The sequence below is a fragment of the Ruegeria arenilitoris genome (assembly GCF_013032445.1).
Classification (GTDB): Bacteria; Pseudomonadota; Alphaproteobacteria; order Rhodobacterales; family Rhodobacteraceae; genus Ruegeria; species Ruegeria arenilitoris_F.
In genome coordinates this window covers 164520-190383 of sequence record NZ_WQCA01000005.1, presented here as the reverse complement: position 1 = coordinate 190383, position 25864 = coordinate 164520, and the positions used below count along the sequence as shown (strand labels likewise).

Sequence of the window (25864 nt, the reverse complement as noted above, 5' to 3'; positions counted from 1 at the left end):
GCCTTATGGAAAAATTGAAACATGAAATCCACCGGATCAAGCGCCACCGGTTGGAATACTATCACAGCCACCTCGACTTGGTGGAGGACTATATCGACGAGAAGCCTGATATCTCGATTGAGACCTGTAAGGCTCTAATAGAAGGCATTTCTAAGCTTTCCCTGCACCTCCTCAACCAGGAACCATTAAACGGCTTGGTAAAGCAGGACAGGAACGGCGGGAACAAATCCGAGCCTTTTCAAACCGTCTTTAAGCGAGCACTTCAAGAGCTCCAGAAGGGGCGCGGGTTTTCCGATGCAGCTCTGTGCAACCGCTTTGGCACAGCTATCCAGTACATCGGTGAACTGCGAAACGACCACGGTGATATCGGACATGGCCGCGCTTCGCTCAAAGAACAGGTAAACGATGCGGATTTTGCCGAACTCATCATCGGGATCACCGACAATATTTGCACCTACATGCTGCGGCGCCTGGATATGCTTGCTGAGCCTGTTCTCGAATACGAGGACAATCCTGAATTCAATGAGTACCTTGACGACCAGCACGCCCTTCCTGGCAAAGTGCGCTACAGCCATGCGCTCTTTGACCAAGAGTTTGAGACCTATGAGATTTTGCTGAGTGACTACAATATTGAACTTAATCCGGATGACGAATGACACCTCAGTCAGAACAACAGCTAGAAGACGCCTTAATCGCTCAGCTTGAAATCCTGGGCTGGGACAAGGTGACCATTGCCGACGAACAAGACTTGTTGGTAAACCTAAAGCGTCAGTTGGAGAAGCACAATAAAGTGCTCCTTTCTGATCTTGAATTTCGGCAGATACTCAACAAACTCGCGCGTGGAAACATCTTCGAGAAAGCGAAAACCCTTCGCGATATGGTGGACTATACCCGCGACGATGGAACCAATGGACACATCCAGCTCATTAACCAAATCCAGTGGTGCAAAAATCAATACCAAGTGACGCATCAAGTCACCATGACCGGTAAGTATACGAACCGCTATGATGTGACGTTGTTAGTGAATGGCCTGCCCCTTGTGCAAATCGAGCTCAAGCGCAGAGGCCTCGAAATGAAAGAGGCCTTCAACCAAACCAACCGATACCATCGGCATAGTTTTTCAGCTGGGTATGGGCTCTTTGGTTTTATCCAGCTTTTTGTCATAAGCAACGGAGTCAACACGAAGTATTACGCCAACAACCCAGTGAACCGGCGCGATTTCAAGCAAGCTTTTTTCTGGGCCGGAGAAGACAATAAGAAAATCTCGCAACTCAGCGAGTTTGCGGAGGTCTTCCTGGAGAAATGCCAGCTCTCCAAGATGATCACCAAATACATCGTTCTCCACGAGAGCGATCAGCTACTGATGGCGCTCCGCCCCTACCAGTTCTACGCAGTCGAGGCGATTGTTGAGCGTGTCATGAACACGACAAAGAACGGCTATATCTGGCATACAACTGGTTCCGGAAAGACCCTCACATCGTTCAAGGCAGCGCAGATTTTGACGCAGAGCAAACACGTGCACAAAGTGGTGTTTGTCGTTGACCGCAAAGATTTGGACTTTCAAACCATTAAGGAGTTCAACAGTTTCCAAGAGGGTAGCGTTGACGCGACGAATAACACTAAGAAGCTGGTGGAGCAGTTTTCCGACGACACCCCACTCATCGTGACGACCCTTCAAAAGCTTAACACTGCAATCAGTAAAGAGCGGCATCTCAAGGTCATGGAAGACCTCAAACACAAGCGCATGGTTTTCATCTTCGATGAATGCCACCGCAGCCAGTTTGGAGAGACTCACAAGCGGATAACTGACTTCTTTGATAACGTCCAAATGTTCGGCTTCACTGGGACGCCAATCTTCGCGAACAATGCGGCGAAAAACGCTCTCGGAAAACGCACGACCAAAGACCTTTTTGGTGACCAACTACATGGTTACGTGATCACTGACGCGATACGGGACGAAAACGTACTGAAGTTTTCAGTCGAGTATATCCGAACGATCAAACGGAAGAATGAAATCGAAGACATCGAGGTGGAAGCCATCGATACAGCCGAGGTTATGGAATTCCCCGCCCGCCTGGAAAAAATCACCGACTACATCGTTGCGAACCACGACCGGAAGACACACAACCGTGAGTTCACGGCTATTATGTGCGTCTCAAATGTAAAGAGCCTCATCGCCTACTACGATCTATTCAAGGCTAAAAAAGATGCTGGAGAACACAATCTGAAGGTTGCCACCATCTTCTCCTATCAAGCCAATGAAGAGGATGCGGACGCCGACGGCTTGGGCGACACGGATGACCTGCCTGATGATGGTCGCCCGGTAAACGTCCATAGCCGTGAGAAGCTCGATGAGTATATCGCAAACTACAACGCCATGTTCGGAACGAACTACTCCACCAAGGACAGCAAGCTTTTCTATGCCTACTACAAGGATATCGGAAAGCGTGTGAAGGCGCGACAGGTCGATATCCTATTGGTCGTAAACATGTTCCTTACTGGTTTTGACAGCAAACCGCTGAACACGATCTACGTTGATAAGAACCTGAGGTATCATGGTCTATTGCAGGCCTATTCCCGTACAAACCGGACGATGGGATCAAAAAAGTCACAAGGTAATGTGGTCGCCTTCAGGAACCTGAAGCCGGCAACCGACCAGGCGATTGAGCTCTTTGCAAACAAAGATGCTCAGGAGGAAATTATCCTGGCACCGTATGAGGACTATCTGGAAAAGTTCGAAATCGCTGTCAGCAACTTATTCGCGATCACACCCGACATTGAAAGCGTTGATGACCTCTTAACAGAGGAGGACGAGGCAAAATTCATTCAAGCGTTCCGAGAAGTTATCAGAGTTAAGAACGTGTTGGATTGCTTCACGCAGTTCAGCTTTGAAGACCTGCCAATGGACGAACAACTTTTCGCTGACTTCCGCAGCAAGTATCTTGATCTATACGACAAGGTTCGCAGCGAGAAAGAAAAAGAGAAAGTCTCCATCCTTGATGACATCGACTTTGAAGTTGAGCTTATCAGTCGGGACAAAATCAACGTCAGCTACATCATCGCGCTCCTTCTTGACCTGAGAGACAAGCAGCCTGCCGATCAAGCAAAAGCCCGCAAGAGTATCATCGATATTCTCGACACTGAGGCTCAGTTACGAAGCAAGAAGGAACTTATTGAACGTTTCATCTCGCAGCACTTCCCTGATCTCCCCGTCACCGCAGACGTAGGAGCAGAATTCAATTCCTTCTGGAACGAGCAGAAGCGAGTGGCTATCGAAACTCTCAGCTCTGAAGAAGGTTTGAAAAAGGAAAAGCTTGAAAAGGTCATCGGAAATTATCTGTTCACAGAAAAAACACCGATGCGCGACGATATAATCGGGATCATGAATAAACGCCCGTCTCTCCGGGAGCGGAGCACTGTTGCTGAGCGTGTGATTTCAAAAATCAAAGCCTATGTTGAGACCTATATTGACGGGGTGGACTAGTAAGTAACCACCCATGCGCCAAGGTGGATAGATGGGTGGTTAAAACTCACTCAAAACCACATATATTATTGTTTTATAATGATTTTTATATTTTTTATGGTGCGGTCGAGAAGACTCGAACTTCCACGGGAGTTACCCCACAGCGACCTCAACGCTGCGCGTCTACCAATTCCGCCACGACCGCACTGCCAGTGACTTGGTAGAGGGGCGTATAGACGCTGATGACCGGGATGTGAAGAGGCAAAAAACACACCGGTTTGAATTCCCTATACGCGCCCATATCTATAGCTCCACAGTATCTTCCATCACACCGTCAGGAGTCTGAACATGACCACCTCCGATCCCCGCCCTGTCGTTCAGATCGACATTATTTCGGACGTCGTCTGCCCCTGGTGCATTGTTGGATTTCGGCAGCTTGATCTGGCCCTGAAGCAGGAAAACGTGCTGGCGCATCTCAGGTGGCATCCGTTCGAGTTGAACCCAACCATGCCGCCCGAAGGTCAGAACCTGCGCGAGCATATCATGGAGAAGTACGGAACGACCGCCGAACAAAGTCAGCAGGCCCGGGATCGGCTGACCCAGTTGGGCGCAGAACTGGGATTTGCGTTCAACTTCAGCGATGACAGCAGAATGGTGAGCACCTTTGCCGCGCACCAATTGCTGGATTGGGCTGAAACTCAGGGCCGTCAGCATCCGCTGATGCTGGCGTTGTTTCAGACGTATTTCACCGACCAGAAGGACGTCTCGCAAATTGATGCCCTGCTTGATGCGGTTACGTCGGCCGGGCTGGACGCTGACGCCGCGCGATCGGCGCTCGAATCCGGCGCCCATGAAGCCGCAGTCCGCCAAAAGCAGGAGTTCTGGACCAGCCGGGGTATCTCGGGCGTTCCGTCGATGGTGTTGGGCGGCAAATACCTGGTGACCGGGGCGCAGGGTACCGACACCTACGCCCAGATTCTGCAACGCTGCCTGGCCGAGGCCGCCTGACCCCTTTCCCTTGCCGCACCTGCACGATATGGAACCGCCATGGAATGGAAAATCACCGACGGGCTTACCGACTATACCGAAGCCGTCGCCTTTATGGAGGCGCGGGTGGCTGCGATCGCTGCAGGCGAGGCGGACGAATGCGTGTGGTTGCTGGAACATCCGCCGCTGTATACGGCAGGAACCTCGGCCCGGATCGAAGACCTGACCGACCCTGATCGGTTCCCGGTCTATGAGGCCAAACGCGGCGGGGAATACACCTATCACGGCCCCGGTCAGCGCGTGGCCTATGTCATGCTGGATTTGAACAAGCGTGGCAAAGATGTGCGCGGCTTTGTCAAAAAGCTGGAGAACTGGGTGATCGCTGCGCTGTCAGAATTCAACGTGCACGGTGAAATCCGCGACGGTCGCGTCGGCGTCTGGGTGCGCCGGGACGACAAGCCACTAACAGCTGCGGGCCAGCCAGCCGAAGACAAGATCGCCGCAATTGGCCTGCGCCTGCGCAAATGGATTAGCTTTCACGGCATTTCCATTAATGTCGAACCGGATCTTGAGCATTTTTCGGGTATCGTCCCATGCGGTATCACCGAACACGGGGTCACGTCACTGGTCGATCTGGGCCTTCCGGTGACGATGGACGACGTTGATGTGGCCTTGCAGAACACGTTCTCGGACTGCTTCCAGTCAGTCGGCACCGGCCCCTGATTCGAATCGCGGCCTCTCAGCGACGAGGCCAACAATACCCCTCCGCAAATTCCTTTGTTTCCGAAATTAAACGCAATCCACGATTTCTCCTCTGAAATTTAGGAAAATCGGGCGGAAAGCTCACTCAGAGGAATACACAGCGCGCGTTAAGGGGTATTCTGTATGTACCGTTCTAGAGTGAGTGGTGTGTTAAACCGGTGATCCTGGGTAGACCGGGTATTCGGTCAAGTGTTTGGTTACGAGTCTGCCGTTCCGACCCCAAATCGGAACGGCAATTCCGTTCAAGCCCTTCCGCAATCCGTCATGACTTAATCGATAGCCCCGTTCTGGTTCGATCGACGCGTTCCAGCTACGGTGCCATGTGATCAATCCCAACCCCGGATTTCAGCGCTTCTTTCATAGCCGACCACATGGTTCCCGCATCCGTCCAAAGCTGGGCCGCTATCCCAAGATGCGTCCTTATAGCAGGTTCGCAACACCGCAGGCTGATACTGTGGCGACGACCATGTTTGAACCATGCGCTGCGCTTTCGGCGACTACAACACACGCTTGGAGCCACACGATAGCAAGCAATGATCAGGCCAGAGCCGCTTTGATCTTTTCCGCGTGCTGCGCGATCAGATCGAAATCTCCCATCTGCCCCGGAGCACGCAGCGAAACACCCTCGTGACGCGGCAAGACGTGGAAATGCAGGTGGAAGACCTCCTGCCCGCCTGCGGCCTCGTTGAATTGCTGGACGGTGACGCCGTCGGCGTCAAAGGCTTTGACCACCGCATTCGCCAGTTTCTGCGTCGTTGAGGTTACGGCGGCCAGCTGCTCGGGTGATGCGTCCAGCAGGTTTCGGCAGGGCGTTTTGGGGATCACCAACAGATGCCCATCTGACCGCGGCATGATATCCATGAAAGCCAACGTAACGTCATCCTCGTACACGCGGGTCGAGGGGATCTCTCCGCGAAGGATCTTGGCGAAAATGTTGTCGGGATCGTAAGCGGCCATATCAAGTCTCCGATTTCGGGTATTGAGAGTAGTTCTGCGGCGCACATACCCAAGGGTCAAGGCGGAACTCTGCCGCGCTGTACGAATGATCGTTTGCGGCCCCTTGAAATAATAGAAGCAATTGCCAGATATGCCGTGTTCATGGCCAGGATTTCGCGGATTTTCCTCCGACCCGCGACAATTAATCTTGATCCAGATCAAACTCGGCCATTGAAGGCGCCTCTTTCGCAATCTAAAACCAGCAATAATACCGCGCGCCGGAGAGGTCTGGCTGCGCGGTCAGTTGCAACAGGAGGCACCTATAATGGCAGACGCAGCCATTCATGGTCATGGCCATGAAGACGAGCGCAGCTTTTTCCAGCGCTGGTTCATGTCGACCAACCACAAGGACATCGGGATTCTCTACCTGATCGTTTCGGCTCTGGCCGGTTTGATCTCGGTTATGATGACCGTTTACATGCGGCTCGAGCTGATGCACCCCGGTGTTCAGTACATGTGCCTGGAAGGCTTCATGGCCGACCCATGTACCCCCAACGGTCATCTTTGGAACGTGATGATCACCTACCACGGTGTTCTGATGATGTTCTTCGTTGTCATCCCTGCCCTGTTTGGCGGATTTGGCAACTATTTCATGCCGTTGCAGATCGGTGCGCCGGATATGGCGTTCCCGCGGATGAACAACCTGTCCTTCTGGCTGTATGTCGCCGGTACCTCGCTGGGCGTGGCTTCGCTGCTCAGCCCCGGTGGTAACGACCAGCTGGGTTCAGGCGTAGGCTGGGTTCTCTACCCACCGCTGTCCACGACCGAGGGCGGCATGTCCATGGACCTTGCGATTTTCGCCGTACACGTATCGGGCGCCTCCTCGATCCTCGGCGCGATCAACATGATCACCACCTTCCTGAACATGCGTGCCCCGGGCATGACCCTGTTTAAGGTGCCGCTGTTCAGCTGGTCGATCTTCGTTACCTCATGGCTGATTCTGCTTTCGCTGCCGGTTCTGGCAGGCGCGATCACCATGCTGCTGATGGACCGCAACTTTGGCTTCACTTTCTTTGACCCAGCCGGTGGCGGTGACCCGATCCTGTATCAGCACATCCTGTGGTTCTTCGGCCACCCGGAAGTGTACATCGTGATCCTGCCCGGATTTGGCATCATCAGCCACGTCATCGCGACCTTCGCGCGCAAGCCGATCTTCGGTTACCTGCCGATGGTTTGGGCGATCATCGCGATTGGTGTTCTGGGCTTTGTCGTGTGGGCGCACCACATGTACACCGTTGGCATGTCGCTGCGTCAGCAGGCCTACTTCATGCTGGCCACGATGGTCATCGCGGTTCCGACGGGTGTTAAGGTATTCTCGTGGATTGCGACCATGTGGGGTGGCTCCATTGAGTTCAAAACACCGATGCTGTTCGCCTTCGGCTTCCTGTTCCTGTTCACCGTTGGCGGTGTAACGGGCGTTGTGCTGTCTCAGGCCGGTATCGACCGCGCCTATCACGACACCTACTACGTGGTTGCACACTTCCACTACGTGATGTCGCTGGGTGCCGTTTTTGCCATCTTCGCGGGTGTATACTTCTACTTCTCGAAGATGACCGGTCGTCAGTACTCGGAATTCTGGGGCAAGGTTCATTTCTGGCTGTTCTTCATCGGCGCCAACTTGACCTTCTTCCCCCAGCACTTCCTGGGCCGTCAGGGCATGCCGCGCCGCTATATCGATTACCCTGAAGCGTTCGCGCAGTGGAACTTCGTGTCGTCGATTGGTGCGTTTATCTCATTCGCCTCGTTCCTGCTGTTCTTCGGCATCGTGATCTACGCCCTGCTGCGTGGCGCGAAAGAGACCCGTCCGAACCCGTGGAACGAATACGCGGACACGCTGGAATGGACCCTGCCCTCGCCGCCGCCCGAGCATACGTTCGAGCAACTGCCAAAGCAGGAGGACTGGGACAAAGGCCACGCGCACTGATCCCACCCATTCAAAGAACGACCATGGCCCCGCCTTGCGCGGGGCTTTTTCTTGGTCAAATCGCCTTAGCCACCGGTAACATGGACACAAACGACGGGGTGCGAATAGTATTAAGGAATTGAAATCCATCAGGTCCCGGCGGAAATTCACAGCCCATGTTACTTCACGACGGCATTTCGGTTCGAAAACTGCTCAAGGGATCGGTAGGTTTTATCTGTCTGGTTCTTGCCTGGATTTTTTTGGTTCAGGTGGTGGATGAGCTCACACCAATTGACTTAATATCAAACCCCAGCCCACCAGTCGCGATGCTGGGTCTAGCTGTGGCTTTCTTTCTGGGATTCAAGAATACTTCGACCTATGGACGTTGGACCGAAGCCCGCAGGGTCTGGGGTGACATTGCCAATACAAGCCGGGACTGGGCCAACACTGTCAGCACTCTGGTCCAGCCCAATGGCTCTCGGATTGACGATGATCTACGCAGTGAATTGATTGAACGGCACATCGCGTGGCTGAACATGCTGGCCTATCAATTGCGCCAGCCCTCCTCGACAGGTCGCAAACGTATGCCTTGGTTGTTCGGGCACAAGAGCATCTCCAAAGGGACAGACCAGCATCAATTGCCCGAAAGCTGGCAGAACCACCAATTGAAATCGGATTTACCCCACATGGAGGGTAAGACCAATCGCGCCGCGTACCTCCTAAACCTGCAAGCCCGGAGGCTGTCGGACATGGCTCAAAAGGGGCAGATCGACTCGTTCTGGCATGTGGCCTTGATGGATCGGTTGGCACGGCTTACAGCGGCACAAGGCCAGTGCGAACGGATCAAGAATACTCCTTTCCCACGGCAGGTCGCTGAAGTTGGTCGGCTGTTCAGCTGGATCTTCATCTTCATGTTGCCTCTGGCATTCAATGATGAACGCTCAATCATGGCGGGGACTGACGCAGCGTTGATGAAAACAGTGCTGACCGACTGGCTGACCTTTGCTCCGGTCGGCGCTCTGGTCTGCTGGATCTTCTTTGTGACAGAACGTGTCAGCGCCTCGATGGAAGATCCATTTGAAGGGGACGTTACCGATGTTCCGATCTCGGCGATGTGCCGGACAATCGAGATCGACATCCGCCAGATGACAGGTTGCGGTCAAGCACCTCGACCCGTTCAACCGGTCGAAAAAGCACTGTTGTGAACCGAGCCCCAACATTCGGGCCGACAAAGGACTTAAGGCAAATATCGAAAAACTGACTGTTTTAGGGTATTATACAGGCAGAAACTCTGAGATCGGAGTGATTACATGCCTGATATTGATTTTTGGTATTCCATTGGCAGCACCTACAGTTTTCTGACAATCATGCGTTTGGATGATTGGTGCGTGGAACATGGCACCTCGGTGACGTGGCGGCCTTTCAACGTGCGCAACGTGATGCAGGAACAGCAGAACATTCCGTTTGCTGGCAAGCCGGTGAAGTCCGCGTATATGTGGCGGGATATCGAGCGCCGAGCCGCAAAGTACCACATTCATGCTCAGTTGCCCGCGCCCTACCCGATCTCAGACCTGCCGCTGGCCAATCAGGTCGCCCTTCTGGGCATGGGCGATGGCTGGGGAAAGAACTTCACTCAGGTATTGTATCGTATCTGGTTCGAAGAAAGCATCGAAGCTGGCAGCGAAACCGCCATCTCTGAGGCTTTGCACAGGTGCCAGCAAGACCCACGACTGGTTTTGGCCCGCGCCCGCAGCCCCGAAACGGTAGCCGCGCTTGAGGCCGAAACAGAGATCGCGACAAAACTTGGGGTATTCGGTGCCCCGAGCCTTGTTGTTCGCAGCGAAGTGTTTTGGGGGGATGACCGATTGGACGACGCGTTATCCTGGGCCCGAGTTGGCCACGTAACCTGATCTTTTGCCTTCGACACGCCACATCATTGCGCTAGCTTTCAGCCATGCCCTATCGATGGAATCAGACCTCTGAAACCGAACAGGAACTGCGCCTTTGGCCGCATAACTCGCTGCCGCGGCGTGGGGCGATGATTGTGATCCTGTCGGTGTTCTTATTTGGACTGATTCCACTGATGGCAGTGCTGGGGTCGGTCATCCTGTGGGGGTTGCTGCCCTTTCTTCTGATTACCGTTCTAGGCTTGTGGCTGGCCATTCAGACCAACTATCGCGCGCGCAGTGTGTTCGAAGTTCTGACACTCAGTGGAACACAGGCTCGATTGGTCCATCATACGCCGGGCAGAGAACAGCAGGAATGGTCCTGCAATCGCTATTGGGCACGTCCAGCGATGCATGAAAAAGACGGGCCTGTACCGCACTATGTCACTTTGGTCGGCGACGGGCGCGAAGTGGAGATTGGCGCATTCCTGTCCGAAGAAGAGCGCATCGCGCTTTACGGCGACCTGATGAAAAAACTGCGCGAGCCAGTCGCGCAGTGAGCTTAGCTTCAGAATTTGAGTTCTGTCAGCAGCCGCCGTTGGACGCGGCGCAAAGATGATCCTTGACCATCGGACCGACCTTGCCGAAATCCATTTGGCCGGTATAGCGGGTCTTGAGTTCGCCCATCACCTTGCCCATGTCGCGGATCGATCCTGCCCCTGTCGCGGTGATTGCCGTCTGGATAGCTTTGGATACCTCATCCTCGTCCAACTGCTTGGGCAGGAACTCTTCGATAACTTCGACCTCGCGCAGTTCCCGTTCGGCCAGGTCCAGTCTTCCGCCCTCTTCATAGGCGCGGGCGCTTTCCTTGCGCTGCTTGGTCATTTTTCCAAGAATTTCAAGAACCTCAGCGTCGCCGCAGCCCTTGGCCTCTTCGTTGTCAGATGCCCGCGAAGCGATATCGCGGTCTTTGATCGCAGCGTTAATCAACCGAAGCGTCGACAGACGTTCGGCATCTTTGTCTTTCATTGCTAGCTTCAGAGCGGAGTTCACTCGTGATCGCATATCCATATGATCTGTCCATCCCCATGGAAAAGGAACCCCGACCATATCGAAACAAAAAGCGCGACACAACCAGAAGTGAATATTGCTAACCCATTGATTTTCCTCAATAGCGCAAAATTTGAACAGACTTGACCCAGCGCCACAACCCCCTTAGTTATGCGCCGATTTACCCAGCAGGAGAGTCGCCCGATGGCCCAGAACGCCCCGTCCAAGCCCACCGCATGTCTGGCATTGGCCGACGGTACACTGTTCTACGGGATGGGCTTCGGCGCCACCGGTCAGACCGTGGCCGAGCTGTGCTTTAACACCGCCATGACCGGCTATCAGGAGATCATGACCGATCCTTCTTATGCAGGGCAAATCGTGACCTTCACCTTTCCCCATATCGGCAATGTCGGTGTGAACCCCGAAGATGACGAAACCGGTGATCCGGTTGCCGCCGGTATGGTTGTCAAATGGAACCCGACCGAGCCTTCGAACTGGCGCTCGGCCGAAGAACTGAAAACCTGGCTTGCTCGTCGTGGACGTATCGCCATCGGCGGCGTCGACACCCGCCGCCTGACCCGCGCCATCCGTCAGCAAGGCGCGCCGCACGTGGCGCTGGCCCATGATCCCGATGGCAATTTCGACATTGAAGCTCTGGTCGCTGCTGCGCGCGGTTTTGCTGGTCTGGAAGGCATGGATCTGGCCAAAGAGGTCACCTGCGCCCAAAGCTATCGCTGGGATGAGATGCGGTGGGCCTGGCCCGACGGCTATACCCGTCAGGAAGCCCCCGCGCACAAAGTGGTTGCCGTGGATTTCGGCGCTAAACGCAACATTCTGCGCTGTCTCGCCTCGGCTGGCTGTGACGTAACCGTTCTGCCCGCCACCACAACCGCAGCGGAAGTGTTGGCGCACAATCCCGATGGTGTCTTCCTGTCCAACGGCCCCGGCGATCCGGCGGCCACCGGTGTATACGCCGTTCCGATGATCAAAGAGGTTCTGGACACCACCGACCTACCGGTCTTTGGCATTTGCCTGGGACACCAGATGCTGGCGCTGGCCTTGGGCGGTCAGACCGTCAAGATGAACCACGGCCACCACGGTGCGAACCACCCGGTCAAGGATCTGGACACCGGCAAGGTCGAGATCACTTCGATGAACCATGGCTTTGCGGTAGACGCGCAGTCCCTGCCCGAGGGCGTAATGGAAACCCATCGTTCCCTGTTTGACGGATCGAACTGCGGCATTCGTATGACAGACCGTCCGGTCTATTCGGTCCAGTATCACCCCGAAGCGTCGCCCGGCCCGCAAGATAGTTTCTACCTGTTCGAGCGTTTTGCAGATGCGATGGCAAACAAGAAAGCCACGGCCTAAACAACCGATGGAACAGGGTTAACCCGCTGTTAACCAATATTGAGCAACCCTGACGCCTGCTAACCGCGTCAGGGTTGTTTCTTTATGGTCGAATTGAACCTGCAGCATTTCGCGCACGCCGCGCCGATACCTGCTCAGGAGCGAAAACCTTTGGGGGCGTGCCTTGTCGATCGCGGCCTGATCACAAAGGCGCAGCTGGACGAAGCGCTGTTTCTGCAATCCTGGCAGCAAGCTCCGCTTGGTGAAATACTTGTCGCCGAGGGTTGGGTCACACGTCAGGACGTGCTGGAAGCGCTGTCCCATCAATCCGGCTTGCAGATTGCCGATCTGGACAACTCTCCGCCGTCTCAGAAATTGTGTCAGATCAAACCCGCTGACTTCTGGCTGGCCCATAATGTCATTCCCTGGCGTCGCATGGGACCGATCCTGCTGGTGGCAACGGCGCGACCCGATCTGTTCCCGAGCGTGCGCGACGACTTGGCAGATGTCGGTTACACAGTCATTCCCGTACTTGCAGCCGCAGAACAGATCGACGGGGCAATCGCGGACATGTTCTCAACCCCTCTGGCCGAAGCGGCCGAAGCCCGCGTGCACATAGACCATAGCTGCCGATCCTGGACCCCGCTTTCCCGTGCCGCATACGCAACCGCACTCGGGGTTGTATTAGCGCTTTTTTCGACCCTTCCTCTGGTCGGGCTTGCCGTTATTGTGATGGCTGCCGTAGTCACCCTGATCCTGTTTCTAACCCTACGTCTGTCTGGTCTGCTGAGCTACATCTGGCACCTACAATACCTAACGCCCAAGGCTTTGGCTGAATGCGATCCGCCAGTATTGCCTTGCGTGTCCATAATGGTGCCGCTTTTCAAAGAAAGGGAAATAGCCGACGCCCTGATCTTGCGCTTGCGGCGGCTGACCTACCCCAAAGCCCTGCTTGATGTTATACTGGTTCTGGAAGAATCCGACGAGGTGACGCAGTCCACCCTGGCCAAGGTCGATCTGCCGAGTTGGATCAGAACCGTCGAGGTGCCTGCCCTGAACGGATTGACAACCAAACCCCGTGCAATGAACTTTGCACTGGATTTCTGCCGGGGTGATATTCTGGGTGTCTGGGATGCAGAAGACGCGCCGCAACCTGACCAGATCGAGCGGGTTGTCCGGCACTTTGCCCAAGCTGATGAAGAGGTGGTCTGCCTTCAAGGTGTTCTGGACTATTACAACCCCCGAACCAACTGGCGTTCACGTTGCTTTACTATCGAGTACAACAGCTGGTTCCGGGTTGTCCTGCAGGGCATTTCCAAACTTGGGCTCGTTGTGCCGCTGGGTGGGACCACCTTCTTTTTCCGGCGCGACAAGCTGCTGGAACTCGGTGGGTGGGATGCCCATAACGTCACCGAAGATGCCGATCTGGGCGTACGTCTAAGCAGGGCGGGCTATCGCACTGAGTTGGTGAACACCACCACTTTTGAAGAGGCGAACTTTCGTGCCTGGCCCTGGGTGAGGCAACGCTCTCGCTGGCTCAAGGGGTTCATGGTCACCTACCTTGTTCACATGCGCTCACCCAAACAATTGCTAAGCGATTTGGGCCCACTGCGGTTTTTGGGCGTACAGGCGTTCTTTCTTGGAACCGTCGGTCAATTCCTGCTGGCCCCGGTGCTGTGGCTGTTTTGGCTGATATCCTTCGGCCTGCCCAGCCCGTTTGATCCGATCCACTCCAACGCCGGGTTGACCGCCCTATTCAGCCTGTTTCTCTTTGCAGAAGCCGTCAATGCACTGATCGGCGCAATAGCGGTGTCTGCACGCGAAAGGCGGTTCCTGTTACCTTGGGTCCCGACAATGCCGCTATATTTCCCGTTGGGCGTTTTGGCCGCATACAAAGCCCTTTGGGAACTGGTGCTCGACCCGTTCTTCTGGGACAAAACGCAACACGGTCAGGCCAGCGAAGAGACCCTGCCGCACTGAAAATCAGTTTTCGCGCCGTACAGCATCCTGTTTCAGACGCGTCATGAAGGCGACCGAGATGTGATCCTTGAGGGCGCGTCCGGCCGCCTCTTCGTCACGGGCGGCGATTGCGTCGACGATCCCCTTGTGTTCGCTCTGCGCGATCTCGCCACGACCATGTGCCGCCAGAGACGTCGTGGCCATCAGCGCCATGGTGCGATGTACAAGGTCCAGTTGCTGCACCAAATAGCGGTTGTGCGAGGCCAGATGGATTTGCTCGTGAAACCGCCGGTTTGCCCGCGACAAGGCAGCCGGATCATCTACCAGCGCGTCATCGGCAACGACCATATCCTGCAACACCTTGATCTCTTCTTCGGTGGCGTGTTTGGCGGCCAACTTTGCGGCCAGCCCTTCCAACTCTCGCCGAACTACATAGAGCTCGGCCATCTGGTTGTGGTCCAGAGACGCCACAATCAGCGACCGCCCATCGCGTTCCAGCAGGGATTGCGTTTCCAACCGCTGCAGAGCCTCGCGGATCGGCGTGCGGGAAACTCCGAACCGTTCGGCCAACTCGCTTTCGACCAGACGGTCGCCGGGCTTGTAAACGCCCACGTCAATCGCTTCGAGTATCAGGCTGTAGGCATCTTTGGACGGCTGTCTGGATTGGGGCATTGGGTGGTTTGTCTCCTCGTTCGAACATGTCTATCCGTCACTTGCCCTCAGGATCAAGAGCAGCATTGAAAACCAATGCCCCGCGCCCTAAACCAAACTCATGGTCAAACCTGCCTTTTCCCACGTCACCCAATGGGTGTTCGATCTGGACAATACACTCTATCCGCCGCACATGCGCCTGTTCGATCAGATCGAGGTGCTGATGACGGATTATGTGGTGCAGGCCATCGGCGTGGACCGGGCTGAAGCGGATCGGCTGCGCTCGCATTACTGGCGGCAATACGGCACCACGCTGGCCGGGCTAATGGCCGAGCATGATCTGGACCCCGATCCTTATCTGCACGCAGTTCATCAGGTAGACATGAGCCACATGGACCCTGACGCAGAACTGGCCGATCACATCCGGTCCCTGCCCGGGCGGCGTATCGTCTATACCAACGGCAGTGCGCCCTATGCAGAACGTGTTCTGGATGCGCGAGGTCTCAGTGGCATGTTCGATGCGATCTATGGCGTCGAGCACGCGGGCTACAAACCAAAGCCCGAAAAAGCCGCGTTCGAGGCAATCTTCGCACAGGATGGAATCGACACTTCCAAGGCCGCGATGTTCGAGGATGATCCGCGCAATCTGGCCGCCCCGCACGCGATGGGAATGCGCACGGTTCACGTCGCGCCCGAGCCGCACGAGGCCGACCATATCCACCATCATACAGACGATCTGACTGCGTTTCTTGCGCGTCTGCGATAGGCTGTCACACTGCGACGATCTGCACATTTTGCAGGTGCAGCATCGCCCCTATATGCGCCTCAGCGACGAACAGAACTGGAGAATCCCATGAGCGCGATCGAGATGCCTCGGCGCCTGCCTATTTGGCAGCGCTTGTTGTTTGCAATCCCCGTTTTTGGCTGGTTGGCCAAGGATGCCGCAAATGGTGAGGCCGAAGATTGGTATTACACAGCTGCCGCGATCGTTAGCATGTGGGGATGCTCGGCCCTGTTGTTTGGCCTGCCAGGGCTTTATATCCCGGCTGTCATGATGGTGCCGATGATGTTCATCCTTCTCATCCTGATTTCGCGCGGCTGAGAAACGGGACAGGATGTCACTTGGCACCCGGCTTGGAACCGAACTAGTTTCTGCCCAAGACTCGGAGACCAATGCCATGAAAGACAGCTGTGACATCCTGATTTCCGGCGGAGGTATCGCCGGACTGACCGCTGCGGCGGCTTTTGGAACTGCCGGGTTCGACGTGGTCTGCGTCGACCCCACTCCGCCCATCACCGAGCGTGACGTGGACGGGTCCGACCTGCGGACCACGGCGTTTTTGCAACCGGCACATGGGCTTTTGGAGCAATGCGGGTTGTGGCAGCGGCTGGATGAACACGCCGCCCCCCTGCAGATCATGCGCATTGTCGACGCGGGCGGCGACGTACCGGAACCCCGCGTAGTACGTGACTTTAACGCCGCCGACATTTCGGAGCAGCCTTTTGGCTGGAACCTTCCTAACTGGCTGTTGCGCCGCGAGATGGTGGCCCGTCTGGCCGAATTGCCCAATGTCGATTTCCGCCCCGGCACCGGCACTGTCAGCCTGTTCACCCGCACCGCCGAGGCCCGTGTGGGCCTGAGCGACGGCAGCCGTATCCGCTGCAAGCTTGTGGTTGCCGCAGATGGGCGCAATTCACCGATGCGCGAAGCCGCGGGAATTAACGTACGCACCACGCGTTATGGTCAAAAGGCGCTGGCCTTTGCTGTGACCCATCCGGTTCCACACGACAACGTCTCGACCGAGATTCACCGCTCGGGAGGGCCCTTCACACTGGTCCCCCTGCCCGACTGGCAGGATCAGCCCTCCTCGGCGATTGTCTGGATGGAACGTGGACCGCGTGCTGTTGAACTGCTGAATACCGAACCTGAGGCGTTTGAGGCTCTGATGACCGAACGGTCCTGCGGGTTGTTCGGTCCGTTGAAGCTGGCCTCACGCCGGACCATCTGGCCGATTATCAGCCAGTCGGCAGAACGGCTGTCGGGTGAGCGAATCGCCCTGATGGCCGAGGCCGCCCATGTGGTCCCGCCCATCGGCGCACAAGGGTTGAACATGTCCTTGGGAGACTTGCGCAGCCTGCTGGATCTGGCCCAAGCCCGCCCTGAAGGGCTAGGAGACGCGCAGATGCTGGACGCCTACCACAAGGCCCGCCACACCGAGATTGAGATGCGGGTTAAAGGTATCGACCTGTTGAACCGTGCCTCGATGATTGAGACACGGCCTTTGCGCGATGCGCGGGCGATGGGGCTGAATGCGCTGTATTCCCTGCCGCCCGTACGTAAAACACTGATGCAGATGGGCCTCGGCGTTCGTTGAGGCCCCCAGATCACTCAGAAGATCACAGGACTTGATCCAACACGCGTTTGAGGCGCGCGATTGTGGCGTCAACGTCATACAACTTGTCCAGCCCGAACAGGCCAAGACGGAAGGTGCTGAAACCTTCGGGCTCATCACATTGTAGAGGTACACCAGCGGCGATCTGCATCCCCAGCGCGGCAAATTTCTTGCCGTTCTGGATTTCAGGGTCCGAAGTATAGCTGACCACAACGCCCGGCGCGCCGAACCCGTCGGCGGCCACGGATACGATGCCCTTGTCCTTCAGCATCGCCCGCACCCCGTTGCCCAAAGCCCATTGCGCCTCGCGCAGCTTTTCAAAGCCATACTCACGGGTCTCAACCATCGTATCCCGAAAGGCCTGCAACGCGTCGGTCGGCATGGTGGCGTGATACGCGTGCCCGCCATTCTCATAAGCCTGCATGATCTGACGCCATTTCTTCAGATCGACCGCAAAACTGTCGGATGTGGTTTCCTCCAAACGCGCCTCAGCCCGTTCGGACAACATGACCAGCCCTGCGCAGGGCGACGCGCTCCACCCTTTCTGCGGGGCCGAGATCAGCACGTCCACACCCGTTGCCTTCATGTCGACCCAGACGCAACCCGATGCAATGCAATCCAGCACCATCAGCGCGCCAACCTCATGCGCCGCCTCGGCCATAGCCGTCACATAGTCGTCCGGCAGAATCAGGCCCGCAGCGGTTTCCACATGCGGCGCAAACACCACATCCGGACGTTGCTCTCGGATTGTTGATACCACTTCTTCGATCGGCGCCGGCGCAAACGGGGACGGGCTGGAGTTCCCAGTCTGCTGTGCCTTCAAAACTGTGGCAGAAGCCGTCAGCGTTGCGGATTCGATGATCTGGCTCCAGCGGTAGGAAAACCACCCATTGCGCACAACCAACACATTGGCATTACGCGCAAATTGGCGGGCCACAGCCTCCATTGCGTAGGTCCCGCCACCCGGAATCACCGCAACGCCATCCGCGTTGTAAACATCCCGCAACATCGTCGAGATATCGCGCATAACGGTCTGAAACCGAACCGACATATGGTTCAAGGAACGATCCGTGAAAACGACCGAGAATTCCTCAAGCCCGTTGGGGTCAATGCTATCCAAAAGCGCCGGCATGATTTGTCCTTTCAAACAGTACTCGGGCAAGCTGAAATTAATGCCGAGATTGGTAACGCAGTTATCTTGCGCCGACAATTGACGCAACGGAACTTTATTTCCCCGTGAAAAACAGACCCAAAATTGCACTAATTGACCACCTAAGTGACGCTAAGTAGTACCATCACCCCTTTACACCCAGAGGTGTTTCTGAACAGATACATACACTTTGTAGAAGAAAGGCTTTACTTCACGTGACTGCTCAAAAGCGGATTAGTTTTCAGGTCGTACGGGACGAAGTTAAACGTCGTATTGAGAACCGAATTTGGCCACAAGGATCTTTACTGCCGACGGAAACACAACTTGCGGAAGAATTCAATTGCGCACGTGCAACCGTAAACCGCGCCCTACGCGAACTGGCTGAACAAGGATTTGTTGAACGCAAGCGCAAGAGCGGCACGCGGGTCAAAAAGGAACCCAGAAAACACGCGAAACTCGAATTTTCACTGGCGCGTCAAGCCGTAGAGAATCAGAATTCGACTTACCGCTATTCTCTGGTGGAACGGAACGTCGTGCCCAGCCCCGGTTGGCTGGCATCACAGCTTAGCGTTTCACCGGATGCACGTGTGCTGCATGTGATCTGCATGCATTACGCCGACAACCGCCCCTTTCAGATGGAAGAGCGCTGGATCAACATCGACACTGTGCCCGAAGTGGAACATGCCGATCTCAATGCACAGGGCCCGCATGAATGGCTGCTTAACATCGCGCCCTTTACAGAAGCCGAAGTTGCCTTTTGCGCCATATCTGCTGACGGACGCCTTGCGGAGTTCATGGGAACAACAGCCGGGACCTCGATGATCCAGCTTGAGCGAACAACCTGGAGAGATGGTGTGCCGATGACCTTCGCGCGGATGACCCACCATCCCGGTTATTGCATCCGCACCAAATACTGATCCCGGCTAGCCGATCGGACCGGGCAACCGCTCTTCGCTCAGCAAAACATTGGCTTCGACGTCGCCTGCGCCGGGTAAAGTCATGATCCGCCGCCGCAGAACCCGTTCAAAATCGGACAGATCGCGCGCCACCACGCGCAGGCGGTAGTCGTACAGTCCAAGGACGTGTTCGACCGTCTGAACTTCTGGAATGGCGCTGACCGCGCGTTCGAAATCTTCCAGACTGACCTGACCTTTACGTGCCAGTTTGACGCCCAGAAAGACCGTCACGCCGAACCCCAAAGCCTCGGCATTCAGACGCAGGCGGCGGCCCCTGATGACTCCTGCTGTTTCAAGCCGCCTGATACGCCGCCAGGTCGCTGGCTGGGACAATCCGAGTTTCCGCCCCAGAGCACCGGCACTTTGCGTTGCGTCCTGCACCAGCGCACGCAGAATTTGGCGGTCGGTGTCATCAAGCTCGATCATACCGGCAAGACCTCGTTTCGCTTTACCCGCGCGATATGCATCAGCGCCTCGATATCGGCGATATGTGGCAGGGTCAGGATACGGTCGCGGTAGATTTGCTGATAATGAGTCATGTCGCGCGCCAGTACCGAAAGACGTACATCCACCCGCCCCAGAAAGGTTTGGATCTCGATCACTTCGGACACTTCACGTGCAGCGACAGTGAATTCATCAAAGGCGCGGGGCTGGGTCTTGTCCAACGTCACGCGCAGCGAGACCTCGACAGCATATCCAAGCGCGGCCCAGTCAATCACAGCCTCCTGCCCCTGAATGACACCCGAGGCCTGCATCTTCTCAACCCGGCGCCAGCACACGCCCTGGCTGATCCCGCACCGCTCGGCCAATTCGGCCATCGAAAGGGTCGGTTCGGCCTGCAGATGGCGCAGAATGCGCCGGTCCATGTCATCAAGCATGAATTCTACACTTTTTCAGGTTAACGCGAATAACTTTTCATCTTTTTGACAAATACACAATGCTTCAACGCTCGCCAACCACACCAGACCGAACTAAAAGCGCAGCAACCGTAACAGAAAGGACCGGAATCATGCGCGTCTATTACGATCGCGATTGCGACATCAACCTGATCAAAGACAAAAAAGTGGCCATTCTGGGCTATGGCTCGCAAGGTCACGCCCACGCGCTGAACCTGCGCGACTCGGGTGCCAAGAACCTTGTCGTCGCTCTGCGCGAAGGTTCCGCATCGGCCAAGAAAGCCGAAGCCGAAGGTCTGCAGGTCATGGGCATCGCCGAAGCGGCAGCCTGGTGCGACGTCATCATGTTCACCATGCCCGACGAACTGCAGGCAGAGACCTACAAGAAATACGTGCATGACAACATCAAGCCCGGCTCGGCCATCGCCTTCGCCCACGGCCTGAACGTTCACTTCGGCCTGATCGAGCCGAAGGAAGGCGTCGACGTCATCATGATGGCCCCCAAAGGCCCCGGCCACACCGTGCGTGGCGAATACGTCAAAGGCGGCGGCGTGCCCTGCCTGGTCGCCGTCCACAACGACGCAACCGGTAAAGCGCTGGAAATCGGCCTGTCCTACTGCTCGGCCATCGGTGGCGGTCGTTCGGGCATCATCGAAACCAACTTCCGCGAAGAGTGCGAAACCGACCTGTTCGGTGAACAGGCCGTTCTGTGCGGTGGTCTGGTCGAACTGATCCGCTGCGGCTTTGAAACGCTAGTCGAAGCCGGTTACGCGCCGGAAATGGCCTATTTCGAGTGTCTGCACGAAGTGAAGCTGATCGTTGACCTGATCTACGAAGGCGGCATCGCGAACATGGACTACTCGATCTCGAACACCGCCGAGTACGGTCAGTACGTCACCGGCCCGCGCATCCTGAAATACGACGAGACCAAAGCGCGCATGAAAGAGGTTCTGAACGACATCCAACAGGGTAAATTCGTTCGCGACTTCATGCTGGAAAACGCTGTTGGTCAGCCGACCATCAAAGCGTCGCGCCGCGCTAATGACGAGCACATGATCGAGGAAACCGGTGCGAAACTGCGCGCCATGATGCCCTGGATCTCGGCCGGTAAAATGGTCGACAAAGAAAAGAACTAATCCCGACAGTTCTTTACGAAGGGGCGGCCAATCGGCCGCCCTTTTTGTCTCAACAGCTCCTGACCTCAAGGCGCAACATGGTTGACCAACCCACTTCCCGCGATTGGAGCGGCGTTATTTCTCTGGGCCTCATCTGGGGCGGGACGTTCATGGTGGTTGCCATGGCGCTTGAGGGGTACGGGCCGGTCACCGTTGCCACCGCACGCACCACGTTGGGGGCGTTGACCTTGTTGGGGATGATGGCACTGACCGGGCGCAAGCTACCTTCGGGCAACCCGAAACTCTGGTGGTACATCACCATCATCGGCCTGCTGTCGACCGCGCTGCCCTTCATGTTGCTCAGTTGGGGGCAGCAATACGTGGCCTCGGCCTTTGCGGGCCTGTCGATGGCGGCCATTCCGCTGATGGTGCTTCCACTGGCGCATTTCTTTTCCGATGAGCCGCTGAACCTGCGCAGATTTCTTGGGGTCTCGCTGGGGTTTTGCGGTGCATTGGTGCTGATCGGCCCCGGCCTGACGCAAATTGGACAGGGGGCGGAACCTTTGGCGCAACTGGCCTGTATCGGGGCAGCCTTGTGCTATTCCTGCGCCTCAATCTTTACCCGGCGCTGTCCTCCGGTTGACCCTGTCGCTCTGGCCGCGTTGTCACTGGTCGTCGGCGCGGCGCTGTTATTGCCGATCATGCTGGTGACCGAAGGCCTGCCCCGCTGGGAGGGCACACGCCCCGGCCTGGCGATCATCGCACTGGGCCTATTGCCCACCGCCTTTGCCACTTTGCTGCGTGTTTCGATCATTCGCAGCGCCGGGTCCGTCTTCCTGACGCTGGTCAACTATCAGGTGCCGATCTGGTCGATGATCTTCGGCGCCTGGATTCTGTCCGAGGCGCTGCCGCTGCGGTTCTACATCGCGCTGATCATGATCCTGACCGGGCTGGCGATCAGCCAGTGGTTCAGTCTGCGAAAGATGCTGCTGGGGCGTTAACCTGCAACCGCCTCGACCTCGGCCACGATACCATCGACAACTTGCGTCAGCAGAGCGTCATCTTCGCATTCCGCCATCACGCGGATCAGAGGCTCGGTGCCCGATTTGCGTATCAGCAGACGCCCTTGTCCATTCAGGCGCGCCTCGGCATCGGCGATTGCGGCCTTAACGGTGCTGTTTTCCAGCGGGGTCTGACCATCTTGATACCGAACGTTCTTCAGCAGTTGCGGAACGGTTTCGAACTGAACCGACAGCTCGGACGCTTTGCGGCCCGAAAGCACCATCTCAGACAGGAAATGCAGGCCGGCCATCAGGCCGTCGCCGGTGGTGGCATAGTCGCTCATGACGATATGGCCGGACTGTTCTCCACCCAGATTGAATCCGCCTTCGCGCATCCGTTCAACGACATAGCGGTCGCCAACAGCCGTCCGCTCCAGTCGCAGCCCTTGCGTGGCAAGGTGCCGTTCCAGCCCGAGGTTAGACATGACCGTCGCAACCAGTGCACCACCTTCCAGGCGATCGGCCTTGGCCCAGCTAGTCGCCAGCAGCGCCATCAGCTGATCCCCGTCAGCCACCTGCCCGTGTTCATCGACCATCACGACCCTGTCAGCGTCGCCGTCGAGGCAAATACCAACATCCGCGCCATGGGCCACAACCGTTTCAGCCGCCAGCTGAGGTTTGGTCGAGCCGCAATTCAGGTTGATATTCTTACCGTTCGGCGCGGTCCCGACCGGAATGACATCGGCGCCCAATTCCCACAGAACCTCGGGCGCGGTGCGGTGTGCGGCGCCGTTGGCGCAATCGACCACCACTTTCAGACCGTCCAGACGCAAGTCGCGGGACAACGAAGACTTCACCCGCTCGCCATAGCGGAACCGCGCATCATCCACGCGGCGCGCGCGGCCGATGTTTTGAGCCTGCGCGGGTTTAACCCCCTCTTCTATCAGACGTTCGATTTTCAGTTCTGCCTGATCGGACAACTTGTACCCGTCGGGGCCGAAGAACTTGATGCCGTTGTCATCCGCCGGATTGTGACTGGCAGAAATCATCACACCCAGGTCCGCACGCATGGACCGGGTCATCAGCCCAACAGCAGGCGTTGGCACCGGGCCCAACAACAGCACATTCATCCCGGTCGAGGTCAGACCCGCCGTCAGCGCGTTCTCCAACATATACCCGGACAGGCGCGTGTCCTTGCCGATCACCACCCGGTGCGCGCCGGATTGATTGCGGCGGAAATACCGTCCGACGGCAGCGCCGATGCGCAGGGCCATCTCGGCCGTTATCGGATGGGTATTGGCGGTGCCCCGCACCCCGTCGGTTCCGAACAGCTTGCGCATCATGTCACTCCGTAATTTCTTGCCTGTGAAGGGATTACCGGACGGCGGCCCACAGACGCAAGGCCTGAGCGGTCTCAGGCACGTCATGAACCCGCAGGATTTGCACGCCCTGAGACAATCCTGCCAAAGCAACGGCAATTGATCCCGGCGCACGCGCGTCCTTGCGCGGTTCCTGGCCGATCTGCCCGATGAGCCCTTTGCGCGACACACCCAGCAGAATCGAACAACCGATTCCATGGAACAGGCTGAGATTTTGCAAAAGGGTCAGATTATGATCCTGCGTCTTGCCAAACCCGATACCCGGATCAATCACGATCCGGTCGCGGTTCAGGCCCAGTTGCTCTAACTGCGCCGCCGTTCCCTGAAGGAAATCGTATACATCCAGAAGCACGTCGTCGTATTGCGGGTCGTCCTGCATCGTGGCCGGATCGCCCTGCATGTGCATCACGCAGACCGGGGCATCGACCTCGGCGCAAAACGGAGCAAGCTGCGGGTCAAAGGTGAAGCCTGAGACGTCGTTGATCAGCCCCGCCCCCGCATCCCATGCCGCCCGCGCAACGCTGGCCTTGCGGGTGTCGATGGAGATCAGAGCCTGTGTGTTGGAACGGATGGCCTCAATAGCAGGTTGGGTTCGTGCGATTTCTTCGTCTTCCGGCACGTAAGAGGCCCCCGGACGTGTCGACTCGCCACCGATATCCAGAATGCTGGCCCCATGCGCCACCATCTGTGCTGCCGCAGCAGCTGCCGCCTCGACCGAGTTGTGCACGCCGCCATCGGAAAAGCTGTCCGGTGTCGCGTTCAGGATACCCATGATCTGGGGTTGGTCCATCGCCAGTCCGGAGATTTCGGCCCGCGGCCCCGTCAGGCGGGCAAGCACATCGCCCGGAACGTCCTGCGCCGCAACAACCTTCGGGGCTTCTGTTCGCGACAGCCGTTCGGCATGTGTGAACCACAAAGTCTGACCGGCAAGAGGTACTGCCCCGTCCGGGCGGGCCGATCCATGCTGCACAAGCGGTCGGAAGTATTCGGTCACAGTTGCGCCTGATCCACAGGAATGGCGCGCAGAGGCGTCTTCGGCGCTGTTGGCAAGGCTCCGCCGATCACCATCATTTCGCTGGCCTCAAAGGTAGCCGCGAACCACGCAGCCAAGGCGACGGCGTCCGATGGCGCAGCCGAGGGACCATCAACTGCATCCAGTACGACTTTGGATGGTGCCCAGACGCAGATCTGGCCATTCTTCATCGCCCAGTCCAATTCGGTCCGTGTCGAAACCACCACACAGCGATGGTCCCGCGCGGCAAGCACCCAGGCGTTCTGCTCAATCGCCAGTAAATCAATCCGGCGCTGCGTCATCACGTGCCCTGTCTGAGGCACCGTCATATCAGCAGCGCCCACGCACAGGATCAGAGGGCGCTGGCGATTCTCCAACTGGTCGATCCACCCGGTTAGGTTGGACGACGCAATGGCTTCATTCGACAAGAATACCAACCGCGGATGAGGGCGATCTTCCTCGATCACATCGTGATGGATGTTGTCCTTGCCGCGCACAATCTCAACGCCCAGAGCGCCGGGACCACGGTCCAGTTTTTCAATGCGTACAAAAGCTCTTACGGCCTGCGGTTCAAGCAAGATGCGTTCTGCGACGCGATCCGCGAGTGTCTCAAGCAGGTTCAGCCGCTCTGCCGCCAATTCATGAGCAATCGCTTCGGTCACGCGGTCGTAGGACAGAATACGATCCACGTCATCATCGATCGGGTCGGTCAACGGGCGCACTTCGACCACGATGTTAAAGCAGATGCGCTGAGTGGTTCCGCGTTCGGCCTGAAAAGCGCCGATCTCGACCTCAACGATATGGTCGCGCAATGAGATGCGATCCAGCGGACCGCGCGTTGCAGTCGCTTCGGACCGCTCGGACGGGTGCGCAAAGGCAAGACGGATTTCAGAGCTCATACGACAGACCTTTTCGGGCTTGGTGGGTTGATCAGCCAAAACTATAGGATGAGCGG

General features: G+C 56.7%; 25 protein-coding genes and 1 tRNA gene. 16 read left to right on the top strand and 10 right to left on the bottom strand.

The window, feature by feature from the left end:
* Positions 1-5: 5 nt before the first annotated feature.
* Complete coding sequence (locus tag GOW98_RS08810) at positions 6-656, top strand: abortive infection family protein (protein ID WP_170331079.1); 651 nt, start codon at positions 6-8, stop codon at positions 654-656.
* A complete protein-coding gene (locus GOW98_RS08805; protein WP_170331077.1) occupies positions 653-3484 on the top strand; it encodes a type I restriction endonuclease subunit R in 2832 nt (943 codons plus the stop codon). The genes GOW98_RS08810 and GOW98_RS08805 overlap by 4 nt, the downstream gene beginning before the upstream one ends.
* A gap of 97 nt (positions 3485-3581) precedes the next feature.
* Here GOW98_RS08805 and GOW98_RS08800 read toward each other — a convergent pair.
* Positions 3582-3668, bottom strand: a tRNA-Leu gene (locus GOW98_RS08800).
* Between the two features lie 143 nt (positions 3669-3811).
* Here GOW98_RS08800 and GOW98_RS08795 point away from each other — a divergent pair.
* Positions 3812-4471 (top strand): DsbA family oxidoreductase, encoded by a 660-nt coding sequence (locus GOW98_RS08795; protein ID WP_170331075.1) that lies wholly within the window; start codon positions 3812-3814, stop codon positions 4469-4471.
* Between the two features lie 39 nt (positions 4472-4510).
* Positions 4511-5173, top strand: a complete 663-nt coding sequence (gene lipB, locus GOW98_RS08790) for a lipoyl(octanoyl) transferase LipB (protein WP_170331073.1) — start codon at positions 4511-4513, stop codon at positions 5171-5173.
* A 576-nt stretch (positions 5174-5749) separates the two neighbouring features.
* Here lipB and GOW98_RS08785 read toward each other — a convergent pair.
* On the bottom strand, positions 5750-6169 hold the full coding sequence (locus tag GOW98_RS08785; protein WP_170331071.1) for an HIT family protein: 420 nt from the start codon (positions 6167-6169) through the stop codon (positions 5750-5752).
* A 304-nt stretch (positions 6170-6473) separates the two neighbouring features.
* On the opposite strand from GOW98_RS08785, the gene ctaD reads away from it, so the two are divergent.
* From ctaD to GOW98_RS08765, 4 genes are all read left to right on the top strand, one after another.
* The gene (ctaD, locus tag GOW98_RS08780) at positions 6474-8132 is read left to right on the top strand and encodes a cytochrome c oxidase subunit I (protein WP_170331069.1); all 1659 of its coding nucleotides are present in this window, start codon (positions 6474-6476) and stop codon (positions 8130-8132) included.
* Between the two features lie 155 nt (positions 8133-8287).
* Positions 8288-9316 (top strand): bestrophin family protein, encoded by a 1029-nt coding sequence (locus GOW98_RS08775; protein WP_170331067.1) that lies wholly within the window; start codon positions 8288-8290, stop codon positions 9314-9316.
* A gap of 105 nt (positions 9317-9421) precedes the next feature.
* Positions 9422-10021, top strand: a complete 600-nt coding sequence (locus tag GOW98_RS08770; RefSeq protein ID WP_170331065.1) for a 2-hydroxychromene-2-carboxylate isomerase — start codon at positions 9422-9424, stop codon at positions 10019-10021.
* A 44-nt stretch (positions 10022-10065) separates the two neighbouring features.
* A complete protein-coding gene (locus GOW98_RS08765; RefSeq protein WP_170331056.1) occupies positions 10066-10557 on the top strand; it encodes a DUF2244 domain-containing protein in 492 nt (163 codons plus the stop codon).
* Positions 10558-10582: 25 nt separating this feature from the next.
* Here the strand turns inward: GOW98_RS08765 and GOW98_RS08760 are convergent, their stop codons facing one another.
* Positions 10583-11068 carry a GatB/YqeY domain-containing protein gene (locus GOW98_RS08760; RefSeq protein ID WP_170331054.1) on the bottom strand — a complete coding sequence of 162 codons (486 nt, stop codon included), beginning with the start codon at positions 11066-11068 and terminating at the stop codon, positions 10583-10585.
* Positions 11069-11251: 183 nt separating this feature from the next.
* Here GOW98_RS08760 and carA point away from each other — a divergent pair, with 183 nt between their 5' ends.
* Positions 11252-12418: a glutamine-hydrolyzing carbamoyl-phosphate synthase small subunit gene (gene carA / locus GOW98_RS08755; RefSeq protein ID WP_170331052.1), complete on the top strand. Its 1167-nt coding sequence runs from the start codon at positions 11252-11254 to the stop codon at positions 12416-12418.
* A gap of 84 nt (positions 12419-12502) precedes the next feature.
* Positions 12503-14377, top strand: coding sequence for a glycosyltransferase family 2 protein (locus GOW98_RS08750; protein ID WP_170331042.1), 1875 nt, complete (start codon positions 12503-12505; stop codon positions 14375-14377).
* Positions 14378-14380: 3 nt separating this feature from the next.
* Here GOW98_RS08750 and GOW98_RS08745 read toward each other — a convergent pair whose 3' ends face one another.
* Positions 14381-15028 carry a GntR family transcriptional regulator gene (locus GOW98_RS08745; protein WP_170331039.1) on the bottom strand — a complete coding sequence of 216 codons (648 nt, stop codon included), beginning with the start codon at positions 15026-15028 and terminating at the stop codon, positions 14381-14383.
* Positions 15029-15128: 100 nt separating this feature from the next.
* Here GOW98_RS08745 and GOW98_RS08740 point away from each other — a divergent pair, with 100 nt between their 5' ends.
* From GOW98_RS08740 to GOW98_RS08730, 3 genes are all read left to right on the top strand, one after another.
* A complete protein-coding gene (locus GOW98_RS08740; RefSeq protein ID WP_170331036.1) occupies positions 15129-15773 on the top strand; it encodes a pyrimidine 5'-nucleotidase in 645 nt (214 codons plus the stop codon).
* An 87-nt stretch (positions 15774-15860) separates the two neighbouring features.
* Complete coding sequence (locus tag GOW98_RS08735) at positions 15861-16109, top strand: hypothetical protein (protein WP_170331034.1); 249 nt, start codon at positions 15861-15863, stop codon at positions 16107-16109.
* 76 nt (positions 16110-16185) lie between these two features.
* Positions 16186-17382 carry a UbiH/UbiF family hydroxylase gene (locus GOW98_RS08730; protein WP_170331032.1) on the top strand — a complete coding sequence of 399 codons (1197 nt, stop codon included), beginning with the start codon at positions 16186-16188 and terminating at the stop codon, positions 17380-17382.
* Positions 17383-17404: 22 nt separating this feature from the next.
* On the opposite strand, the gene GOW98_RS08725 is transcribed toward GOW98_RS08730, so the two are convergent.
* Positions 17405-18532, bottom strand: a complete 1128-nt coding sequence (locus GOW98_RS08725) for an aminotransferase class V-fold PLP-dependent enzyme (RefSeq protein ID WP_170331030.1) — start codon at positions 18530-18532, stop codon at positions 17405-17407.
* Between the two features lie 233 nt (positions 18533-18765).
* Here GOW98_RS08725 and GOW98_RS08720 point away from each other — a divergent pair, with 233 nt between their 5' ends.
* Positions 18766-19467 (top strand): GntR family transcriptional regulator, encoded by a 702-nt coding sequence (locus GOW98_RS08720; protein ID WP_170331028.1) that lies wholly within the window; start codon positions 18766-18768, stop codon positions 19465-19467.
* Between the two features lie 6 nt (positions 19468-19473).
* Here the strand turns inward: GOW98_RS08720 and GOW98_RS08715 are convergent, their stop codons facing one another.
* Together GOW98_RS08715 and GOW98_RS08710 are read right to left on the bottom strand one after the other, a co-directional pair.
* Positions 19474-19932 (bottom strand): Lrp/AsnC family transcriptional regulator, encoded by a 459-nt coding sequence (locus tag GOW98_RS08715; RefSeq protein ID WP_170331026.1) that lies wholly within the window; start codon positions 19930-19932, stop codon positions 19474-19476.
* Entirely contained in the window at positions 19929-20384 is a 456-nt protein-coding gene (locus tag GOW98_RS08710) for an Lrp/AsnC family transcriptional regulator (protein WP_170331023.1), read from the bottom strand. The genes GOW98_RS08715 and GOW98_RS08710 overlap by 4 nt, the downstream gene beginning before the upstream one ends.
* 131 nt (positions 20385-20515) lie before the next feature.
* On the opposite strand from GOW98_RS08710, the gene ilvC reads away from it, so the two are divergent.
* Both ilvC and GOW98_RS08700 read left to right on the top strand, forming a co-directional pair.
* Positions 20516-21538: a ketol-acid reductoisomerase gene (gene ilvC, locus GOW98_RS08705; RefSeq protein ID WP_170331022.1), complete on the top strand. Its 1023-nt coding sequence runs from the start codon at positions 20516-20518 to the stop codon at positions 21536-21538.
* Between the two features lie 77 nt (positions 21539-21615).
* On the top strand, positions 21616-22518 hold the full coding sequence (locus tag GOW98_RS08700) for a DMT family transporter (RefSeq protein WP_170331019.1): 903 nt from the start codon (positions 21616-21618) through the stop codon (positions 22516-22518).
* On the opposite strand, the gene glmM is transcribed toward GOW98_RS08700, so the two are convergent.
* From glmM to GOW98_RS08685, 3 genes are read right to left on the bottom strand one after another with little or no spacing between them, the layout of a single operon-like run.
* Complete coding sequence (gene glmM, locus GOW98_RS08695) at positions 22515-23858, bottom strand: phosphoglucosamine mutase (RefSeq protein ID WP_170331017.1); 1344 nt, start codon at positions 23856-23858, stop codon at positions 22515-22517. The two genes, GOW98_RS08700 and glmM, sit on opposite strands and share 4 nt — an antisense overlap.
* A 34-nt stretch (positions 23859-23892) precedes the next feature.
* Positions 23893-24891: a dihydropteroate synthase gene (folP, locus tag GOW98_RS08690; RefSeq protein WP_170331015.1), complete on the bottom strand. Its 999-nt coding sequence runs from the start codon at positions 24889-24891 to the stop codon at positions 23893-23895.
* Entirely contained in the window at positions 24888-25808 is a 921-nt protein-coding gene (locus GOW98_RS08685) for a dihydroneopterin aldolase (protein WP_170331013.1), read from the bottom strand. Before GOW98_RS08685 ends, folP begins: the two co-directional genes overlap by 4 nt.
* Positions 25809-25864: the final 56 nt, after the last annotated feature.